Below are 14,274 nucleotides of genomic sequence, written 5' to 3'. Positions count from 1 at the left end.
GAATTCACTCGGGGTGATGGCCTGCTCACGCCCCGGCGAGGGGTGTGAGCAGGCCGGATTCCCCCGGAGAAGCACTACGGAGCGGCGGCGTCGATCGCCTTCACGATCCGCTTGTCCGACACCGGGAAGGCCGTCCCCAGCGCGTGCGCGAAGTAGCTGACCCGAAGCTCCTCGATCATCCAGCGGATGTCCAGGACCTCCTGCGGCACCGGTCGCCCCCGCGGCAGCTGTTCCAGCAGCCAGGCGTACTCGTCCTGCATCTCGTGCACCTTCTCCATGCGCGTGGTGTCGCGCTGGACGGAGGTCGGCATCTGCTGGAGCCGGCGGTCCGCCGCGACGAGGTAGCGCATCAGGTCGGGCAGCCGGCGCAGTCCGGTCGCGGTGACGAACCCGGCCGGCACGAGGCGCGCCAGCTGCTCCTTCACGTCCGCGACGTTGTTCACCAGCGTCAGGCTGCCGGTGGCCTTCAGGCGGCGCTCGCAGGCCTGCCAGGCGGCCAGGATCTGCTGGACCTGGCCGACCGTGCGGACCGTGAGGTCCACCAGGTCGGCGCGGACCTTGTCGTACAGGGTCTTGAAGGCCGCCTCGTCCCAGGCGGGGCCGCCGTGGGCGGCGATCAGGCGGTCGGCGGCCGCGGTGGCGCAGTCGTCGAAGAGCGCCTGCACCGAGCCGTGCGGATTGCGCGAGAGCGCCAGCTTCTGCTGGTTGGTGAGCTTGTCCGAGGCGAACTTCGCCGGGTTCACCGGGATGTTCAGCAGAATCAGCTTCCGGGTGCCCCGCCACATCGCCTGCTGCTGCTCGGCCTCGGTGTCGAAGAGCCGTACGGCCACCGTGTCGCCCTGGTCCACCAGCGCCGGGTACGCCTTGACCGGCTGTCCGGCCCGCCGGGTCTCGAAGACGCGCTCCAGGGTGCCGATGGTCCAGCCGGTGAGCCCCGAACGCTCGATGGAGACGCCCGAGGGCCCCGCGGTGGCCGCGGCGGCCTGGGAGAGCGCCTGGCGGGCCTTGGGGCGCAGCCGGAGCTTGAGCGCCTCCAGGTCCTTGTCCTCGGCCACCTTGCGGCGGCGCTCGTCGACGATCCGGAAGGTGATCTTCAGGTGTTCCGGTACGTGCCCCAGGTCGAAGTCGTCCGCGGAGACCGGAACCCCGACCATCCGCTGGAGTTCGCGGGCGAGGGTGGCGGGCAGCGGCTCCTGGAGCGGAACGGCCCGCTCCAGGAACTTGTCGGCGTAGTTCGGGGCCGGCACGTAGTGGCGGCGGATCGCCTTGGGCAGCGAACGGATCAGCTCCATGACGACCTCGTCGCGCAGGCCCGGGATCTGCCAGTCGAACCCCTCGGAGGTGACCTGGTTGAGCACCTGGAGCGGGATGTGGACGGTCACGCCGTCCGCGTCCGCGCCGGGCTCGAACTGGTACGTCACCTTGAACTTGAGCTTCCCCTGCCGCCAGGAGTCCGGATAGTCGTCCTTGGTGACGGCCCCGGCCTTCTCGTTGATGAGCATGGAGCGCTCGAAGTCCAGCGCGTCCGGCTCGTCGCGGCGCTTGTGCTTCCACCAGGAGTCGAAGTGGGCGCCCGAGACGACGTGTTCGGGGATGCGCTTGTCGTAGAAATCGAAGAGCGTCTCGTCGTCCACGAGGATGTCGCGGCGCCGGGCACGGTGCTCCAACTCCTCGACCTCGCCGAGGAGTTTGCGGTTGTCGTGGAAGAACTGGTGGTGCGTCCGCCAGTCGCCCTCCACCAGGGCGTTCCGGATGAAGAGATCCCGGGACGCCTCCTGGTCGATTCGGCCGAAATTGATCTTGCGCTGGGCGATGATCGGCACCCCGTAGAGGGTGACCCGCTCGTACGCCATCACCGCCGCCTGGTCCTTCTCCCAGTGCGGCTCGCTGTAGGTGCGCTTCAGCAGGTGCTGGGCGACCGGCTCGATCCACTCCGGCTCGATCTTCGCGTTGACGCGGGCCCAGAGCCGGGAGGTCTCCACCAGCTCGGCCGACATCACGAACCGGGGCTGCTTCTTGAAGAGCGAGGAGCCCGGGAAGATCGCGAACTTGGCGCTGCGGGCGCCCAGGTACTCGTTCTTCTCGGTGTCCTTGAGGCCGATGTGGGAGAGCAGACCGGCCAGCAGCGAGGTGTGCACCGCCTGTTCGGGGATGCCCGTCTCCGCGGTGGGCTCCTCGATCTTGATGTCCATCTGCCGCGCGACCGTGCGCAGCTGGGAGTAGATGTCCTGCCACTCACGGATACGCAGGAAGTTCAGGTACTCCTGCTTGCACATCCGGCGGAAGCTGGCGGAACCGCGCTCGCGCTGCTGCTCGCGGACGTAGTCCCAGAGCTTCAGGTACGCCAGGAAGTCCGAGGTCTCGTCCTTGAACCGGGCGTGCTGCTGGTCGGCCTGCGTCTGTTTGTCCGAGGGCCGCTCGCGCGGGTCCTGGATGGAGAGCGCGGCGGCGATGACCATGACCTCGCGGGCGCAGCCGTTGCGGTCGGCCTCGATGACCATACGGGCGAGCCGCGGGTCCACCGGGAGCTGCGAGAGCTTGCGGCCGAGCGGGGTCAGCCGCTTGCGCGCGTCCTTCTCCTCCGGGTCCAGCGCGCCCAGCTCCTGGAGCAGCTGCACGCCGTCGCGGATGTTGCGGTGGTCCGGCGGGTCGATGAAGGGGAACTTCTCGATGTCGCCGAGCCCGGCCGCGGTCATCTGGAGGATGACGGAGGCGAGGTTGGTCCGCAGGATCTCGGCGTCGGTGAATTCCGGCCGGGTGAGGAAGTCGTCCTCGGAGTAGAGCCGGATGCAGATGCCGTCCGAGGTACGGCCGCAGCGGCCCTTGCGCTGGTTGGCGCTGGCCTGCGAGATCCGCTCGATCGGCAGCCGCTGCACCTTGGTGCGGTGGCTGTAGCGGGAGATGCGGGCGTTGCCCGGGTCGATCACGTACTTGATGCCGGGGACGGTCAGCGAGGTCTCGGCGACGTTGGTCGCCAGCACGATGCGGCGTCCCGTGTGGCGCTGGAACACCCGGTGCTGCTCGGCGTGCGAGAGGCGGGCGTAGAGGGGGAGCACCTCGGTGTGGCGGAGGTTGCGCTTGCCGAGCGCGTCGGCGGTGTCGCGGATCTCCCGCTCGCCGGAGAGGAAGACCAGCACGTCCCCGGGGCCGGCGGACTGGAGCTCGTCCACCGCATCGCAGATCGCGGTGATCTGGTCGCGGTCGGCGTCCTCGCCGCCCTCTTCGAGGAGCGGGCGGTAGCGGACCTCCACCGGATAGGTGCGGCCGCTGACCTCGACGATCGGGGCGTTGCCGAAGTGCCGGGCGAACCGCTCCGGGTCGATGGTCGCCGACGTGATGACGACCTTCAGGTCCGGGCGCTTCGGCAGCAGCCGGGCCAGGTAACCGAGCAGGAAGTCGATGTTGAGCGACCGCTCGTGCGCCTCGTCGATGATGATCGTGTCGTACGCGAGCAGCTCGCGGTCCGTCTGGATCTCGGCCAGCAGGATGCCGTCCGTCATCAGCTTCACGAAGGTCGAATCGGGGTTCACCTGGTCGGTGAAGCGGACCTTCCAGCCGACGGTCTCGCCGAGCGGGGTGTCGAGCTCCTCCGCGACGCGCTCCGCGACCGTGCGGGCCGCGATCCGGCGGGGCTGGGTGTGCCCGATCATGCCGCGCACCCCGCGCCCCAGCTCCATGCAGATCTTCGGGATCTGGGTGGTCTTGCCGGAGCCGGTCTCGCCCGCGACGATCACGACCTGGTGGTCGCGTATCGCCTCCAGGATCACGTCCTTCTTCTGGCTGACCGGAAGCTGGTCCGGGTACGACACGGTGGGCAGCCGGGAGGCGCGCGCGGCGAGCCGTTCGGCGGCCTTGCCCGCTTCGGCCGCGATCTCGTCCACGACGGACTGACGGGCCTCGGGCTTGCGGATGCGGCGCGCCCCCTCGAGACGCCGGCCGAGCCGGTGCGCGTCACGGAGCGAGAGCTGTCCGAGCTGGGACTGGAGATCAGCGAAGGAAGTAGACATACGGACCCCAGGATCTCACTCGCGCCCGAGGAGTGGCGAACCGATTTCGCACGGCAGGCCGGGCTCGCCGTGCCGTCGTACCCGTACGGGCCGCACCCCGGGGGTGCCGTACGCCCGTCCGGGCGGGCTTCGACACGTACCATTTCCGGCAAGTCGCCCGATTTGAGGCCATCCGGGAAGGGGCCCGCACCGTGTCCCGTACGACGTGCCCGGTGACCCCGGTGACCCCGGTGACCCCGGTGACCCCGGCCGCCATCTGCCGGACCCCGCCCGGACCCCGCCCGGGGCCCGCGCCGCCGCGCCCCGCCGGCCGGATACCCGCGGGTGGCCGCGTCCGCTGAGCCGTACCGTGCCTCCCGGGCCCCGCCACCCGTTCTCCGCCGCCCCGCATCCGTATGCCCCGCATCCGTACGACGCTCCCGGAGTGCCGCATGCCCCTGCCCCAGAAGAGCCGGTCGAAGAAGCCCCTGCTGTACGGCTCCGCCGTGGCCCTCGCCGCCGCCCTGCTCGGTTACGCCTCCTACCGGGCAACCGCCCCCGGCCCGCCCCCCGCGTCGGTCGGCGAGTCGGCCCGGCCCGACGCGGGGGAGTACTCCGAGGCGGCGAAGCTCGCCCGCCGCGAACCCGGCGACCCGCTGGCCCTCGGCCGTACCGACGCGCTCGTCGTCCTCGTCGAGTACGGCGACTTCCAGTGCGGCTACTGCGGAAAGTTCGCCCGGGACACCGAACCCGACCTGGTCGACGCCTACGTGGCCGACGGCACCCTGCGCATCGAGTGGCGCAACTTCCCGATCTTCGGCGAGGAGTCCGAGGCCGCCGCCCGCGCCGCCTGGGCCGCGGGCCGCCAGAAGCGCTTCTGGGAGTTCCACCGGGCCGCGTACGCCGAGGGCGCCCAGGAGAAGGGGTTCGGCCCCGAACGGCTCACCGCGCTCGCGAAGGAGGCGGGCGTGAAGGACCTGAACCGGTTCGCCCGCGACCTCGACAGCGCCGCGGCCGCGGAGGCGGTCGGCAGGGACCAGGCCGAGGCGTACGGACTCGGGGCCTCGTCCACCCCGTCCTTCCTCGTCAACGGCCGGCCGCTGGCGGGTGCCCAGCCCGACGCGACCTTCACCTCGGCCATCGAGGAGGCCGCCGAGGTGGCCCGTACCGGGAGCGCGGCCCCGACCGAGAGCGTCACCCCGGTGGCGAACCCCGCCGGGTGATCCGAGCCGGGTGACGCCGGGCGTCGGACGGGGATCCGGCGTGATTCGGGGGTCGTGCCCCTGGTGGTACGCCCTCGTCGGCGTTGCCCTGGACGATCGATTCGAGGGGCCCGGTCGACGGCTGCGCGGGGGCGTTCACACAGGGACGCGGAGGAAGGCGGCCAGCGCCTGCTGGGCAGCGGACAGACCGCCAGGGATGCCGTCCACCTCATCGTGAGGGCGGCCTGGCTCCGGACCGCCGGCCAGGCGCGCGATACCGAGGGAGCGGAGGTCGCCCCGGACCAGCTCGTCGCGGATGCCGATCAGTTCGCCCAGGGCGCCGTGGTCCTCGTCGTCGTCCCATTCGGGCTCGCGCACCCACCAGTCCTCGTCGAACCCGTCGTCCTGGCTGGTCATGTCGATGATGACGTGCTCGCCGCGGCGGTGTGCGGTCAGAGCGTCTTCGCGGCAGTAGGGCGCGACCGTGTCCAGGGGGACACGGGAGGCCGGTACGCGCAGCACCAGTCGGCGATCTCCCCAGTTGGCGAAGTAGAGGTGTGCGTCGAAGTACCGCTCGATCAGTGAGATCGGATCGCCCTTGAAGTCGCCCCACTCGTAGTGGTTGATCATCCGGTTCGCGGTGATCTGGGCGCGCGTGGACAGCGCCCGCAGCTCTTCCTGCTGCCGTTCGCTCAACGGCCGGTCGACTGCGAGGAATTGGTAGGACTGGTATTCGCTCATGCCGTACTCCCCAAAATTCCGCTCCCCGGGAAGGCCAAGGTTTCGAAGAAGGTGGCGAAGACCGGGCGCCCCTCCCTGAGGAAGGCCGACGTCCCTGTGGGACGGGTGCCGGACGTCTGCCCACGGGCGGGCGCGCCCTCAGCGGCGTTCGTAGTGGAAGCGGCAGGCCACGATGTGGATGGTCCCGTCCTCGTCGATGCGGTAGACCAGCCGGTGCTCGGAGTTGACGCGCCGCGACCAGTAGCCGGAAAGGTCGTTGCGCAGCGGTTCGGGTTTGCCGATCCCCTCGTGGCCGTTGCGGTCGACGTCGGCGATCAGCTGGTTCAGCCGTTTCAGCAGCTTGCGGTCGTTCGCCTGCCACCACAGGTAGTCGTCCCAGCCGTCGTCGAGGAAGAAGACCTTCACGCGGCGCCCTGCCCGCTCTCGTCGTCGGGGTCCACCAGCTCGCGGATCGTGCCCCTGCCCGCCCGGTCCTGCTCGATGGACCTGCGCAGGCGCTCGGCCATGGCCGGTGACCGCAGCAGGTAGTCGGTCTCCTTCAGCGCCTCGTACTCGGCCAGCGAGACGATGACCATCGGCTCGTGCCCGGCGCGGGTGATGACCAGTTCCTCGGCGTCGTCCTCGACCGCATCGAGGGCGTCGGCGATTCCGGCGCGCAGTTCGGTGACGCTCATGGTCTTCATGACGTACACGATAACGTACAGAGGTGAGGTTTCGAGGCTGTCCGGTCGATACCGGTGCCCGTGCCCGTGTCACCACGCGTCACGCCGTTCCGGCCGTCGGGCAGGCGTCGATCCGCGGCGTCAGCTTCCAGCTCATGGGGGCGACCCGCCGCTGTGCGTGCGCCGGCGCGTGAGTCCCATGGGGGACCGCAGGGCTCGCGCTCTGAAATCGCGGGGGCGACGGTGGCCGGTGTCGGCGCCGCCGTGCTGACACGGCGGTACGGAAAGCCGCGTGAAAGGGTCCTCGATCCGGCGGACATGCAGGTCGGTGACCGTTCGCCGACGAGGAGCGGCGCAGGGAGCGGCGCAAGGAGCGGCCTCACTCACGCAAAAGCCTCCTGGCGACAAGTCGCCAGGAGGCTTTCGATGTGGTGGCTGGGGCCGGGATCGAACCGGCGACCTATCGCTTTTCAGGCGATCGCTCGTACCAACTGAGCTACCCAGCCACGCAGCTCCTGAGAACTGCAGCGGTCCTGACGGGATTTGAACCCGCGGCCTCCACCTTGACAGGGTGGCGAGCACTCCAAACTGCTCCACAGGACCAAGCAATGTGCGAGACAAGTCTCGCACACGGTAATGCGTGCCCCCAACGGGATTCGAACCCGTGCTACCGCCTTGAAAGGGCGGCGTCCTGGGCCACTAGACGATGAGGGCTAAAGGCCCGCCGGTTCGCTTTCCAGCGCGTCGGGGACGTCAGAAGCATATGTGATGGCGGAGCTAACGCCAAAACGGTTTCCCGGCCGGGTCACGGCGACGGGCCGGCCGTGCCGGGCGACCCGTCGGGCGAGGTGCGCGGAGAGGTGCCGGGCGAGGTGTTCGGCAGAGCGTCCACCGGGGTCGGCGGCGGGCTGTCCGGAGGGCCGGTCGGCGGGGTGGACGAGGTCGGCGAGGTCGGCGACGGGGTCGCGGCGGGGCTGTTCTCCTCCGGCAGATGGCGGCTCACCTCGGCGGTCGTCAGGCCGAGTCCGCCCAGCGTGATCTCGTCCCAGGCCTGGAGCCGCCGGGTCGCGCGGTCCAGGTAGAGCACCGAGGCGCGCACCTTCTCCGGTTTCTCGTTCTGCACCGCGCGCAGCCCGCCGCCGCCGGTGGAGCCCTCCACCTTCAGCCGGGTGCCGAGCGGGAGGACCTCGTTGACCCGGTGGTGGACGTGGCCGGAGAGGACGAGCGGGACCGCGCCGTCCGTCTCGCGGGCGAGCTGCGGATCGTGGGCCACCGCGATGTCCACCGGGGTGCCCGCCCGGGTCTGGTCGCGCAGGGCGGAGGCCAGCCGCAGACCCGCCATCCGCTCCGCCGCCTCGCCGCCCCGGGCCAGCGTCCGGTCGGGGGTGAACTGCGGGTCGCCGGTGCCCGCGATGCGCAGCCCGGCGACGGTCACCGCGCTCCCCTCGTCCAGGACGTGCACGTTCTTGAAGCCCCGCAGGTACTTCTGCGTCTCCTGCGAGTCGTGGTTGCCGCGCACCCAGACGTACGGGGCGCCGAGGTCGCGGATCGGGTCGAGGAAGCCGTTCTCGGTGGTGGTGCCGTGGTCCATGGTGTCGCCGGAGTCGATGATCACGTCGATCTCGTACTGCTCCACGAGCGAGGCGACGATGTGCCAGGACGCCGGGTTGAGGTGGATGTCCGAGACGTGCAGGACCCGCAGGGTGCCCGGGTCCGGCTGGTAGACGGGGAGCGTGGAGGTGGCGTCGTACAGCCGGGAGACGTTGGTGACCAGCCGGGCCAGCTCCTGCTGGTAGACGTCGAACTCGGTGACGATCGAGCGGGCGTCGCCGACCACCGAGGGGGCGCTGGAGAGCAGCCCCGAGAACTTCGGCTCCAGCACCGACTTCGGGTTCCAGGTGGCGTACGCGCCGGCGCCCGATCCGGCCAGCAGCACCAGGGCGAGGCCGCCGGCGACCAGCGCCGGGCGGGGACGCCGGTAGACGACCAGCCCGAGCGCGGTCGCCCCGGTCAGCACGGCCACCACCGACCGCAGCGCCAGCTCCCGGGCGCCGTCCGCGATGTCCCGGGTGACCTCGTCCTGGAGCCCGGAGAACCGTTCGGGCCGCTCCACCAGCCGCTGGGAGCGCTCGGGGTCGAGGCGGTCCACGTCCACGTCGAGGCGGAGGGGGGCGACGTGCGAGTCCAGTTCCAGCGCGCCGAGCGGGGAGACGTCCACCCGGGTGCCCCCGGTGAACGAGGGGCGCAGCGCCATCGTGGTGTCCATCGGGCCGACGGGCGTCTTCACGTCCCCCACGACCAGCAGCCCCAGCCAGCCGCCCAGCACCACCACCGCGAGCATCACGAGCACCCGCACGACCGGACGGGGCCGGGCCCCGGCGAGCACGGGCACCGGCATCGGGGCGGTCCGGGTGCTGTGGCTTCGGTTGTGGCTTCGGCTTCCGCCTCGGCTTCGGCTTCGGCTCTGACGGACACGGGCGGAGGCGGAACGGAACGGACGGAACGGGACGCGCACCATTGGACCCGTATGCCCGGTCCGCGCTCCGGACATGCGGCCAAGCCCGCGTACGGGGACGCGGGCAGGGGCGGACGAGGACGCTCCGGGGCTTACGGGGGCGTAAGGGGCGGTTACCGGCCGGGCGGGTGCGCCGGGGCGGGGGTACGTGACAATGGCGGGGTGCTGGAGATGACGCGCGAGCAGTTCGAAGAGCTGGTGAGCGAGGCGCTCGACCGGATTCCGCCGGAACTGACGCGGCTGATGGACAACGTCGCGGTGTTCGTCGAGGACGAACCGGACCCCGGCGAACCCGAGTTGCTCGGCCTCTACGAGGGAACCCCGCTCACCGACCGCGGCGAGTGGTACGCGGGCGTCCTGCCGGACCGGATCACCGTCTACCGGGGGCCGACGCTGCGGATGTGCGAGACCCGCGAAGACGTCGTCGCGGAGACGGAGATCACCGTGGTCCACGAGATCGCCCATCACTTCGGCATCGACGACGCCCGGCTGCACGCGCTCGGCTACGCGTGAAGGGGGCAGGCGCTCCCCCGGGGGGCGAGCCCGTGCTGCCCGAGCCGCCCGCCCGGCCGGGGCCGCGCGAGGCGTCGGTGCTCGGTGTCGTGGCGGTCGGCGGCGCGCTCGGCGCCACCGCGCGCTACGCCGCCACCCTGGCCTGGCCCACCGACGCGGCCGCCTTCCCGTGGACGGTCTTCGTCGTCAACGTCGCCGGCTGCGCCCTGATCGGTGTGCTGATGGTGCTGACCGCCGAACTCTCCGTGGTCACCCGCCCGCTGGTGCGCCCGTTCCTCGGCGTCGGCGTGCTCGGCGGTTTCACCACCTTCTCCACGTACGCGGCCGACGTCTCCAAGCTGCTCCAGCGGCAGGAGGCGCTGACCGCCATGGCGTACACCTTCCTCACGCTGGTGGCGGCGCTCGGCTCGGTGTGGGCGTCGGCGGTGGTGACCCGCAAGGCGGTGGCCCGGGCACGCGGGACCCGGATGCGGGGCACGGAAGGCGGTGCCCGGTGAACTGGCTGCTGGTCGTCGTCGGCGGCGCGGTGGGCGCGCCACTGCGCTGTCTGACGGACCGTCTCGTACGCCGATACCACGGCGCCGGACTTCCGTACGTCTTCCCCTGGGGCACCTTCGCGGCCAACGCGGCGGGCAGCCTGCTGCTCGGGGTGCTGACCGGCGCGGCCGTCTCCGCGCCCGTGTACGCCCTGTTGGGCACCGGTCTGTGCGGGGCGCTGACGACGTACTCGACGTTCTCGTACGAGACGTTGCGGATGGCCGAGTCCGGGCGGACCTTCCTCGCGGGCGCCAACGTGGTGGCCTCCCTGCTGATGGGGCTGGGCGCGGTGTTCCTCGGCGCGGAGGTGGCGGGCGGGGCCGGGTTCGGCGGCTGACGCGTACAGGTCGGCCGGCGGGCGTGTCCCCGGCGGGGTTCCGGGAGTTGGGTACCACGCACCCGTTCCCGCGTTCCCGTCCCGGAGGTGCCCCGTGCGCCCGATCACCCTTCCCGTCCGCTGGGCGGTCCTCACCGCGCTGATGCTGGGCGCCACCATCGGGTGCGTGAGCGTGGACGCCGAGAAGACCGGGCCCCGTCCCTCCCGGTCCGCCGGGGCGGCGGGCGCCGGGGCGGAGGAGGACAGCGGGGTGTCCGGCCCCTCCGGCCACTACGGCTCCGGCGGTGCGGGCCGTCACCACGCGGACCGGGCCGAGGACGGGAAGGCGGACCCGAAGCGGTCCGGCGACCCCGCCTCGCCCAGCCCCACGGCGGCGGACCGGGGGCCCGGTCTGCCGACGCCCAGCGGGAGCGGGGTGCCCCCGGTGGTGGTGCCGGGCGCGACGGCGGGCGCCGGGGACCCCGTCATCACGCTCGCCCCCGTCACGCCCGACCCCTCGCCGCCGGTGGTCACCGACCCTGCCCCGGGAGGCGACGCGGGCGGTCAGGGACAGCCTGCCGAGACGCCCCCCGCACCGGAGGAGCCGACCCAGCCGGCAGCGTCCCCGGCGGAGTGACCGTGTCGCCACACGTGAGGTATCACCGCAGGTCGGAGTGGGTTCGCTGGGGTGCCGAAGAAGGGCGGTTTGCGCAATGTGGGGGAGGGTGCGTATGGTAGTAGATCGTTTGATCCCATTGCCCGGCGCCGACACAGAAGAGCGCCGTGTGGCGCGTACTCTCCCTTGCCGTGGCTGGACCGCATTGAGGCGGTCGAAATTGCGAAAACACGGAGTTACGGGCGCGTGCCGAGACTCCGGAAGGTTTCGCATTTCGCATGTCAATTTCCAGTTCTGACCACGCCGTCGTGTCCGAAGACATCGACAACACCGAGCTCGCGCAGACCGCCGAGCTCGCCGCCGAGGCCGTCGTGGCCGAGGCAGCTCCCGTCGTCGCCGAGGCGACGGACGAGCAGGCCGCCGAGGCCACCGCTCCCGCCGAGACCGCCGTCTCCGGGGCCGAGGAGGACGCCGCCGCGTCCGACGAGGACGCCGAGCCGACCCTCACCTTCGCCTCGCTGGGCCTGCCCGAGGGCATCGTCCGCAAGCTGGCGCAGAACGGCGTGACCACCCCCTTCCCGATCCAGGCCGCGACCATCCCGGACGCCCTGGCCGGCAAGGACATCCTGGGCCGTGGCCGTACCGGCTCCGGCAAGACGCTCTCCTTCGGTCTGCCGACCCTGGCCGCCCTGGCCGGTGGTCACACCGAGAAGAAGAAGCCCCGCGCGATCATCCTGACGCCGACCCGTGAGCTCGCGATGCAGGTCGCGGACGCGCTCCAGCCCTACGGCGACGTGCTCGGCCTCAAGATGAAGGTCGTCTGCGGCGGTACCTCCATGGGCAACCAGATCTACGCCCTGGAGCGCGGTGTCGACGTCCTCGTCGCCACCCCGGGCCGTCTGCGCGACATCATCAACCGCGGCGCCTGCTCGCTCGCGGAGGTCCAGGTCGCCGTCCTCGACGAGGCCGACCAGATGTCCGACCTGGGCTTCCTGCCCGAGGTCACCGAGCTGCTCGACCAGATCCCCGGCGGCGGCCAGCGCATGCTCTTCTCCGCCACCATGGAGAACGAGATCGGCACCCTGGTCAAGCGCTACCTGACCAACCCGGTCACGCACGAGGTCGACAGCGCCCAGGGCAACGTCTCGACCATGTCGCACCACGTCCTCGTCGTGAAGCCGAAGGACAAGGCGCCGGTCACGGCCGCCATCGCCGCCCGCAAGGGCCGCACGATCATCTTCGTCCGCACCCAGCTGGGCGCCGACCGCATCGCCGAGCAGCTCATCGAGTCCGGCGTGAAGGCCGACGCGCTGCACGGCGGCATGACGCAGGGCGCCCGTACCCGCGTCCTCGAAGACTTCAAGAAGGGCTACGTCAACGCCCTGGTCGCCACCGACGTCGCCGCCCGAGGCATCCACGTCGACGGCATCGACCTGGTGCTCAACGTGGACCCGGCCGGCGACCACAAGGACTACCTGCACCGCTCGGGCCGTACCGCCCGTGCCGGCAAGTCCGGTGTCGTCGTCTCGCTGGCGCTCCCGCACCAGCGCCGTCAGATCTTCCGCCTGATGGAGGACGCGGGCGTCGACGCCTCGCGCCACATCGTCCAGGGCGCGGGCGTGTTCGAGCCCGAGGTCGCCGAGATCACCGGTGCGCGTTCGCTCACCGAGGTCCAGGCCGACTCCGCGAACAACGCCGCCAAGCAGGCCGAGCGCGAGGTCGCCGAGCTCACCAAGCAGCTGGAGCACGTGCAGCGCCGCGCCGGTGAGCTCCGCGAGGAGGCCGACCGTCTGGTGGCCCGTGCCGCGCGCGAGCGGGGCGACGACCCGGAGCAGGCGGTGGCCGAGGCCGTCGCCGAGGCGGAGGCCGCCGTCGAGGCAGCCGTCGCCGTGCCGGAGCAGCCGGTCCGCGAGGAGCAGCGCCGTGACGAGCGGGGCAACTACGAGCGCCGCGACAACCGCGGTGGCGACCGTGGCGGCTACCGCGGCGGCAACGACCGTCGTGACGACCGTCCCTCGGGTGGCTTCCGTTCCGGTGGCGACCGCCGCGACGACCGTGGTGGCGACCGTGGTGGCCGTTCCTTCGAGCGTCGTGACGACCGTCCGTCGTTCAACCGCGACCGCCGTGACGACCGTCCCTCGGGTGGCTTCCGTTCCGGTGGCGACCGCCGCGACGACCGTGGTGGCGACCGTGGTGGCGACCGTGGTGGCCGTTCCTTCGAGCGTCGTGACGACCGTCCGTCGTTCAACCGCGACCGTCGTGACGACCGTCCGTCCGGTGGCTTCCGTTCCGGTGGCGCCGGCGACCGCCGCGACGACCGTGGTGGCCGTTCGTTCGAGCGCCGCGACGACCGTCCGTCGGGTGGCTTCCGTTCCGGTGGCGACCGTCGTGACGACCGCCCCTCCGGTGGCTTCCGTACCGGTGGCGGCGACCGCCCGTTCAACCGCGACCGTCGTGACGACCGTCCGTCCGGTGGCTTCCGCTCCGGCGGCGCCGGCGACCGCCCGCAGGGCCGTCGTGACGACCACCGCGGCAACACCGGCACGAACACCGGCAGCTTCGGCCGCCGCGACGACAAGCCCCGCTGGAAGCGCAACGGCTGACCGTCCGTCCGGACCGCCGACCGGCGGACCCGCGACCTGACGGCCGCGTGAGCCGTCCGATCCGACGCCAGGGCCCGTACACACCGCGAGGTGGTGTACGGGCCCTGACGCGTGTACGGGGACGGCTGCGGGCTGCGCGGGGTACGGGGGCTGCGAGGATTGCGCGGGCTGTGAGGCCGCGGGCGCTGCGTGGCTGCGGGCGCGCTGCGAGGCCGGGTTGCGGCTCGGGCTTGCGGTGCGCGGGACCGTACCCCGTAACGCCGTTCACAAGGTCACGATCCGCCCGTCCCGCGGCGCTCGGGAGGCCCGTTCTCCCGGCGCAGCGGCCCATCACGGGATACCGGATCGGCTCGCGGGTCCGGGCGGGCTATGCTCGTGGGTGATCCGGTAGGGGCCGTTAGCTCAATTGGTCAGAGCAGCGGACTTTTAATCCGTTGGTTGTGGGTTCGAGTCCCACACGGCCTACCGATCGCAGGGTGGGGAGAGATCTCCTCCGACCTGCGGCGAAGCGCCCCGACAGGCTCCGGCCGGTCGGGGCGCTCCGTCATTTCCTCCGTCGTCCTCGGGTGCCGCGTACGCGCGT

General features: G+C 71.6%; 11 protein-coding genes and 4 tRNA genes. 7 read left to right on the top strand and 8 right to left on the bottom strand.

Features of this window, described 5'->3' with window-relative positions; translation table 11 throughout:
• Window positions 1–74: 74 nt before the first annotated feature.
• Window positions 75–4,007, bottom strand: a complete 3,933-nt coding sequence (gene hrpA / locus OHA55_RS13940) for an ATP-dependent RNA helicase HrpA (protein WP_266706253.1) — start codon at window positions 4,005–4,007, stop codon at window positions 75–77.
• 431 nt (window positions 4,008–4,438) lie between these two features.
• On the opposite strand from hrpA, the gene OHA55_RS13935 reads away from it, so the two are divergent.
• Window positions 4,439–5,209 (top strand): DsbA family protein, encoded by a 771-nt coding sequence (locus OHA55_RS13935; RefSeq protein ID WP_266706251.1) that lies wholly within the window; start codon window positions 4,439–4,441, stop codon window positions 5,207–5,209.
• 135 nt (window positions 5,210–5,344) lie between these two features.
• On the opposite strand, the gene OHA55_RS13930 is transcribed toward OHA55_RS13935, so the two are convergent.
• The 7 genes from OHA55_RS13930 to OHA55_RS13900 all read right to left on the bottom strand — a co-directional run bounded on the left by OHA55_RS13930 (window position 5,345) and on the right by OHA55_RS13900 (window position 9,109).
• Entirely contained in the window at window positions 5,345–5,929 is a 585-nt protein-coding gene (locus OHA55_RS13930; RefSeq protein WP_266706249.1) for a hypothetical protein, read from the bottom strand.
• Between the two features lie 138 nt (window positions 5,930–6,067).
• Entirely contained in the window at window positions 6,068–6,334 is a 267-nt protein-coding gene (locus tag OHA55_RS13925; protein ID WP_266706247.1) for a Txe/YoeB family addiction module toxin, read from the bottom strand.
• Entirely contained in the window at window positions 6,331–6,612 is a 282-nt protein-coding gene (locus OHA55_RS13920; protein WP_266706245.1) for a type II toxin-antitoxin system Phd/YefM family antitoxin, read from the bottom strand. The genes OHA55_RS13925 and OHA55_RS13920 overlap by 4 nt, the downstream gene beginning before the upstream one ends.
• A gap of 408 nt (window positions 6,613–7,020) precedes the next feature.
• Window positions 7,021–7,097 (bottom strand) — tRNA-Phe (locus OHA55_RS13915).
• A 22-nt stretch (window positions 7,098–7,119) separates the two neighbouring features.
• A tRNA-Asp gene (locus tag OHA55_RS13910) sits at window positions 7,120–7,194 on the bottom strand.
• Between the two features lie 38 nt (window positions 7,195–7,232).
• A tRNA-Glu gene (locus OHA55_RS13905) sits at window positions 7,233–7,305 on the bottom strand.
• A 91-nt stretch (window positions 7,306–7,396) separates the two neighbouring features.
• Window positions 7,397–9,109, bottom strand: a complete 1,713-nt coding sequence (locus OHA55_RS13900; RefSeq protein WP_266706243.1) for a metallophosphoesterase — start codon at window positions 9,107–9,109, stop codon at window positions 7,397–7,399.
• Between the two features lie 159 nt (window positions 9,110–9,268).
• On the opposite strand from OHA55_RS13900, the gene OHA55_RS13895 reads away from it, so the two are divergent.
• The 6 genes from OHA55_RS13895 (at window position 9,269) to OHA55_RS13870 (ending at window position 14,156) form a co-directional block, all read left to right on the top strand.
• A complete protein-coding gene (locus OHA55_RS13895; RefSeq protein ID WP_266706241.1) occupies window positions 9,269–9,619 on the top strand; it encodes a metallopeptidase family protein in 351 nt (116 codons plus the stop codon).
• Window positions 9,620–9,651: 32 nt separating this feature from the next.
• Window positions 9,652–10,116 carry a fluoride efflux transporter CrcB gene (gene crcB, locus OHA55_RS13890; RefSeq protein WP_266706239.1) on the top strand — a complete coding sequence of 155 codons (465 nt, stop codon included), beginning with the start codon at window positions 9,652–9,654 and terminating at the stop codon, window positions 10,114–10,116.
• Window positions 10,113–10,493, top strand: a complete 381-nt coding sequence (locus tag OHA55_RS13885; RefSeq protein ID WP_266706237.1) for a CrcB family protein — start codon at window positions 10,113–10,115, stop codon at window positions 10,491–10,493. Before crcB ends, OHA55_RS13885 begins: the two co-directional genes overlap by 4 nt.
• Before the next feature lie 94 nt (window positions 10,494–10,587).
• Window positions 10,588–11,109 (top strand): hypothetical protein, encoded by a 522-nt coding sequence (locus OHA55_RS13880; protein ID WP_266706235.1) that lies wholly within the window; start codon window positions 10,588–10,590, stop codon window positions 11,107–11,109.
• A gap of 257 nt (window positions 11,110–11,366) precedes the next feature.
• A complete protein-coding gene (locus OHA55_RS13875) occupies window positions 11,367–13,691 on the top strand; it encodes a DEAD/DEAH box helicase (RefSeq protein ID WP_266706233.1) in 2,325 nt (774 codons plus the stop codon).
• Window positions 13,692–14,082: 391 nt separating this feature from the next.
• Window positions 14,083–14,156, top strand: a tRNA-Lys gene (locus tag OHA55_RS13870).
• Window positions 14,157–14,274 lie beyond the last annotated feature (118 nt).

Source organism: Streptomyces sp. NBC_00102, assembly GCF_026343115.1.
GTDB lineage: Bacteria > Actinomycetota > Actinomycetes > Streptomycetales > Streptomycetaceae > Streptomyces.
The sequence above is the reverse complement of the archived record's forward strand: the minus strand, read 5'-3'. Positions and strand labels throughout refer to the sequence as shown.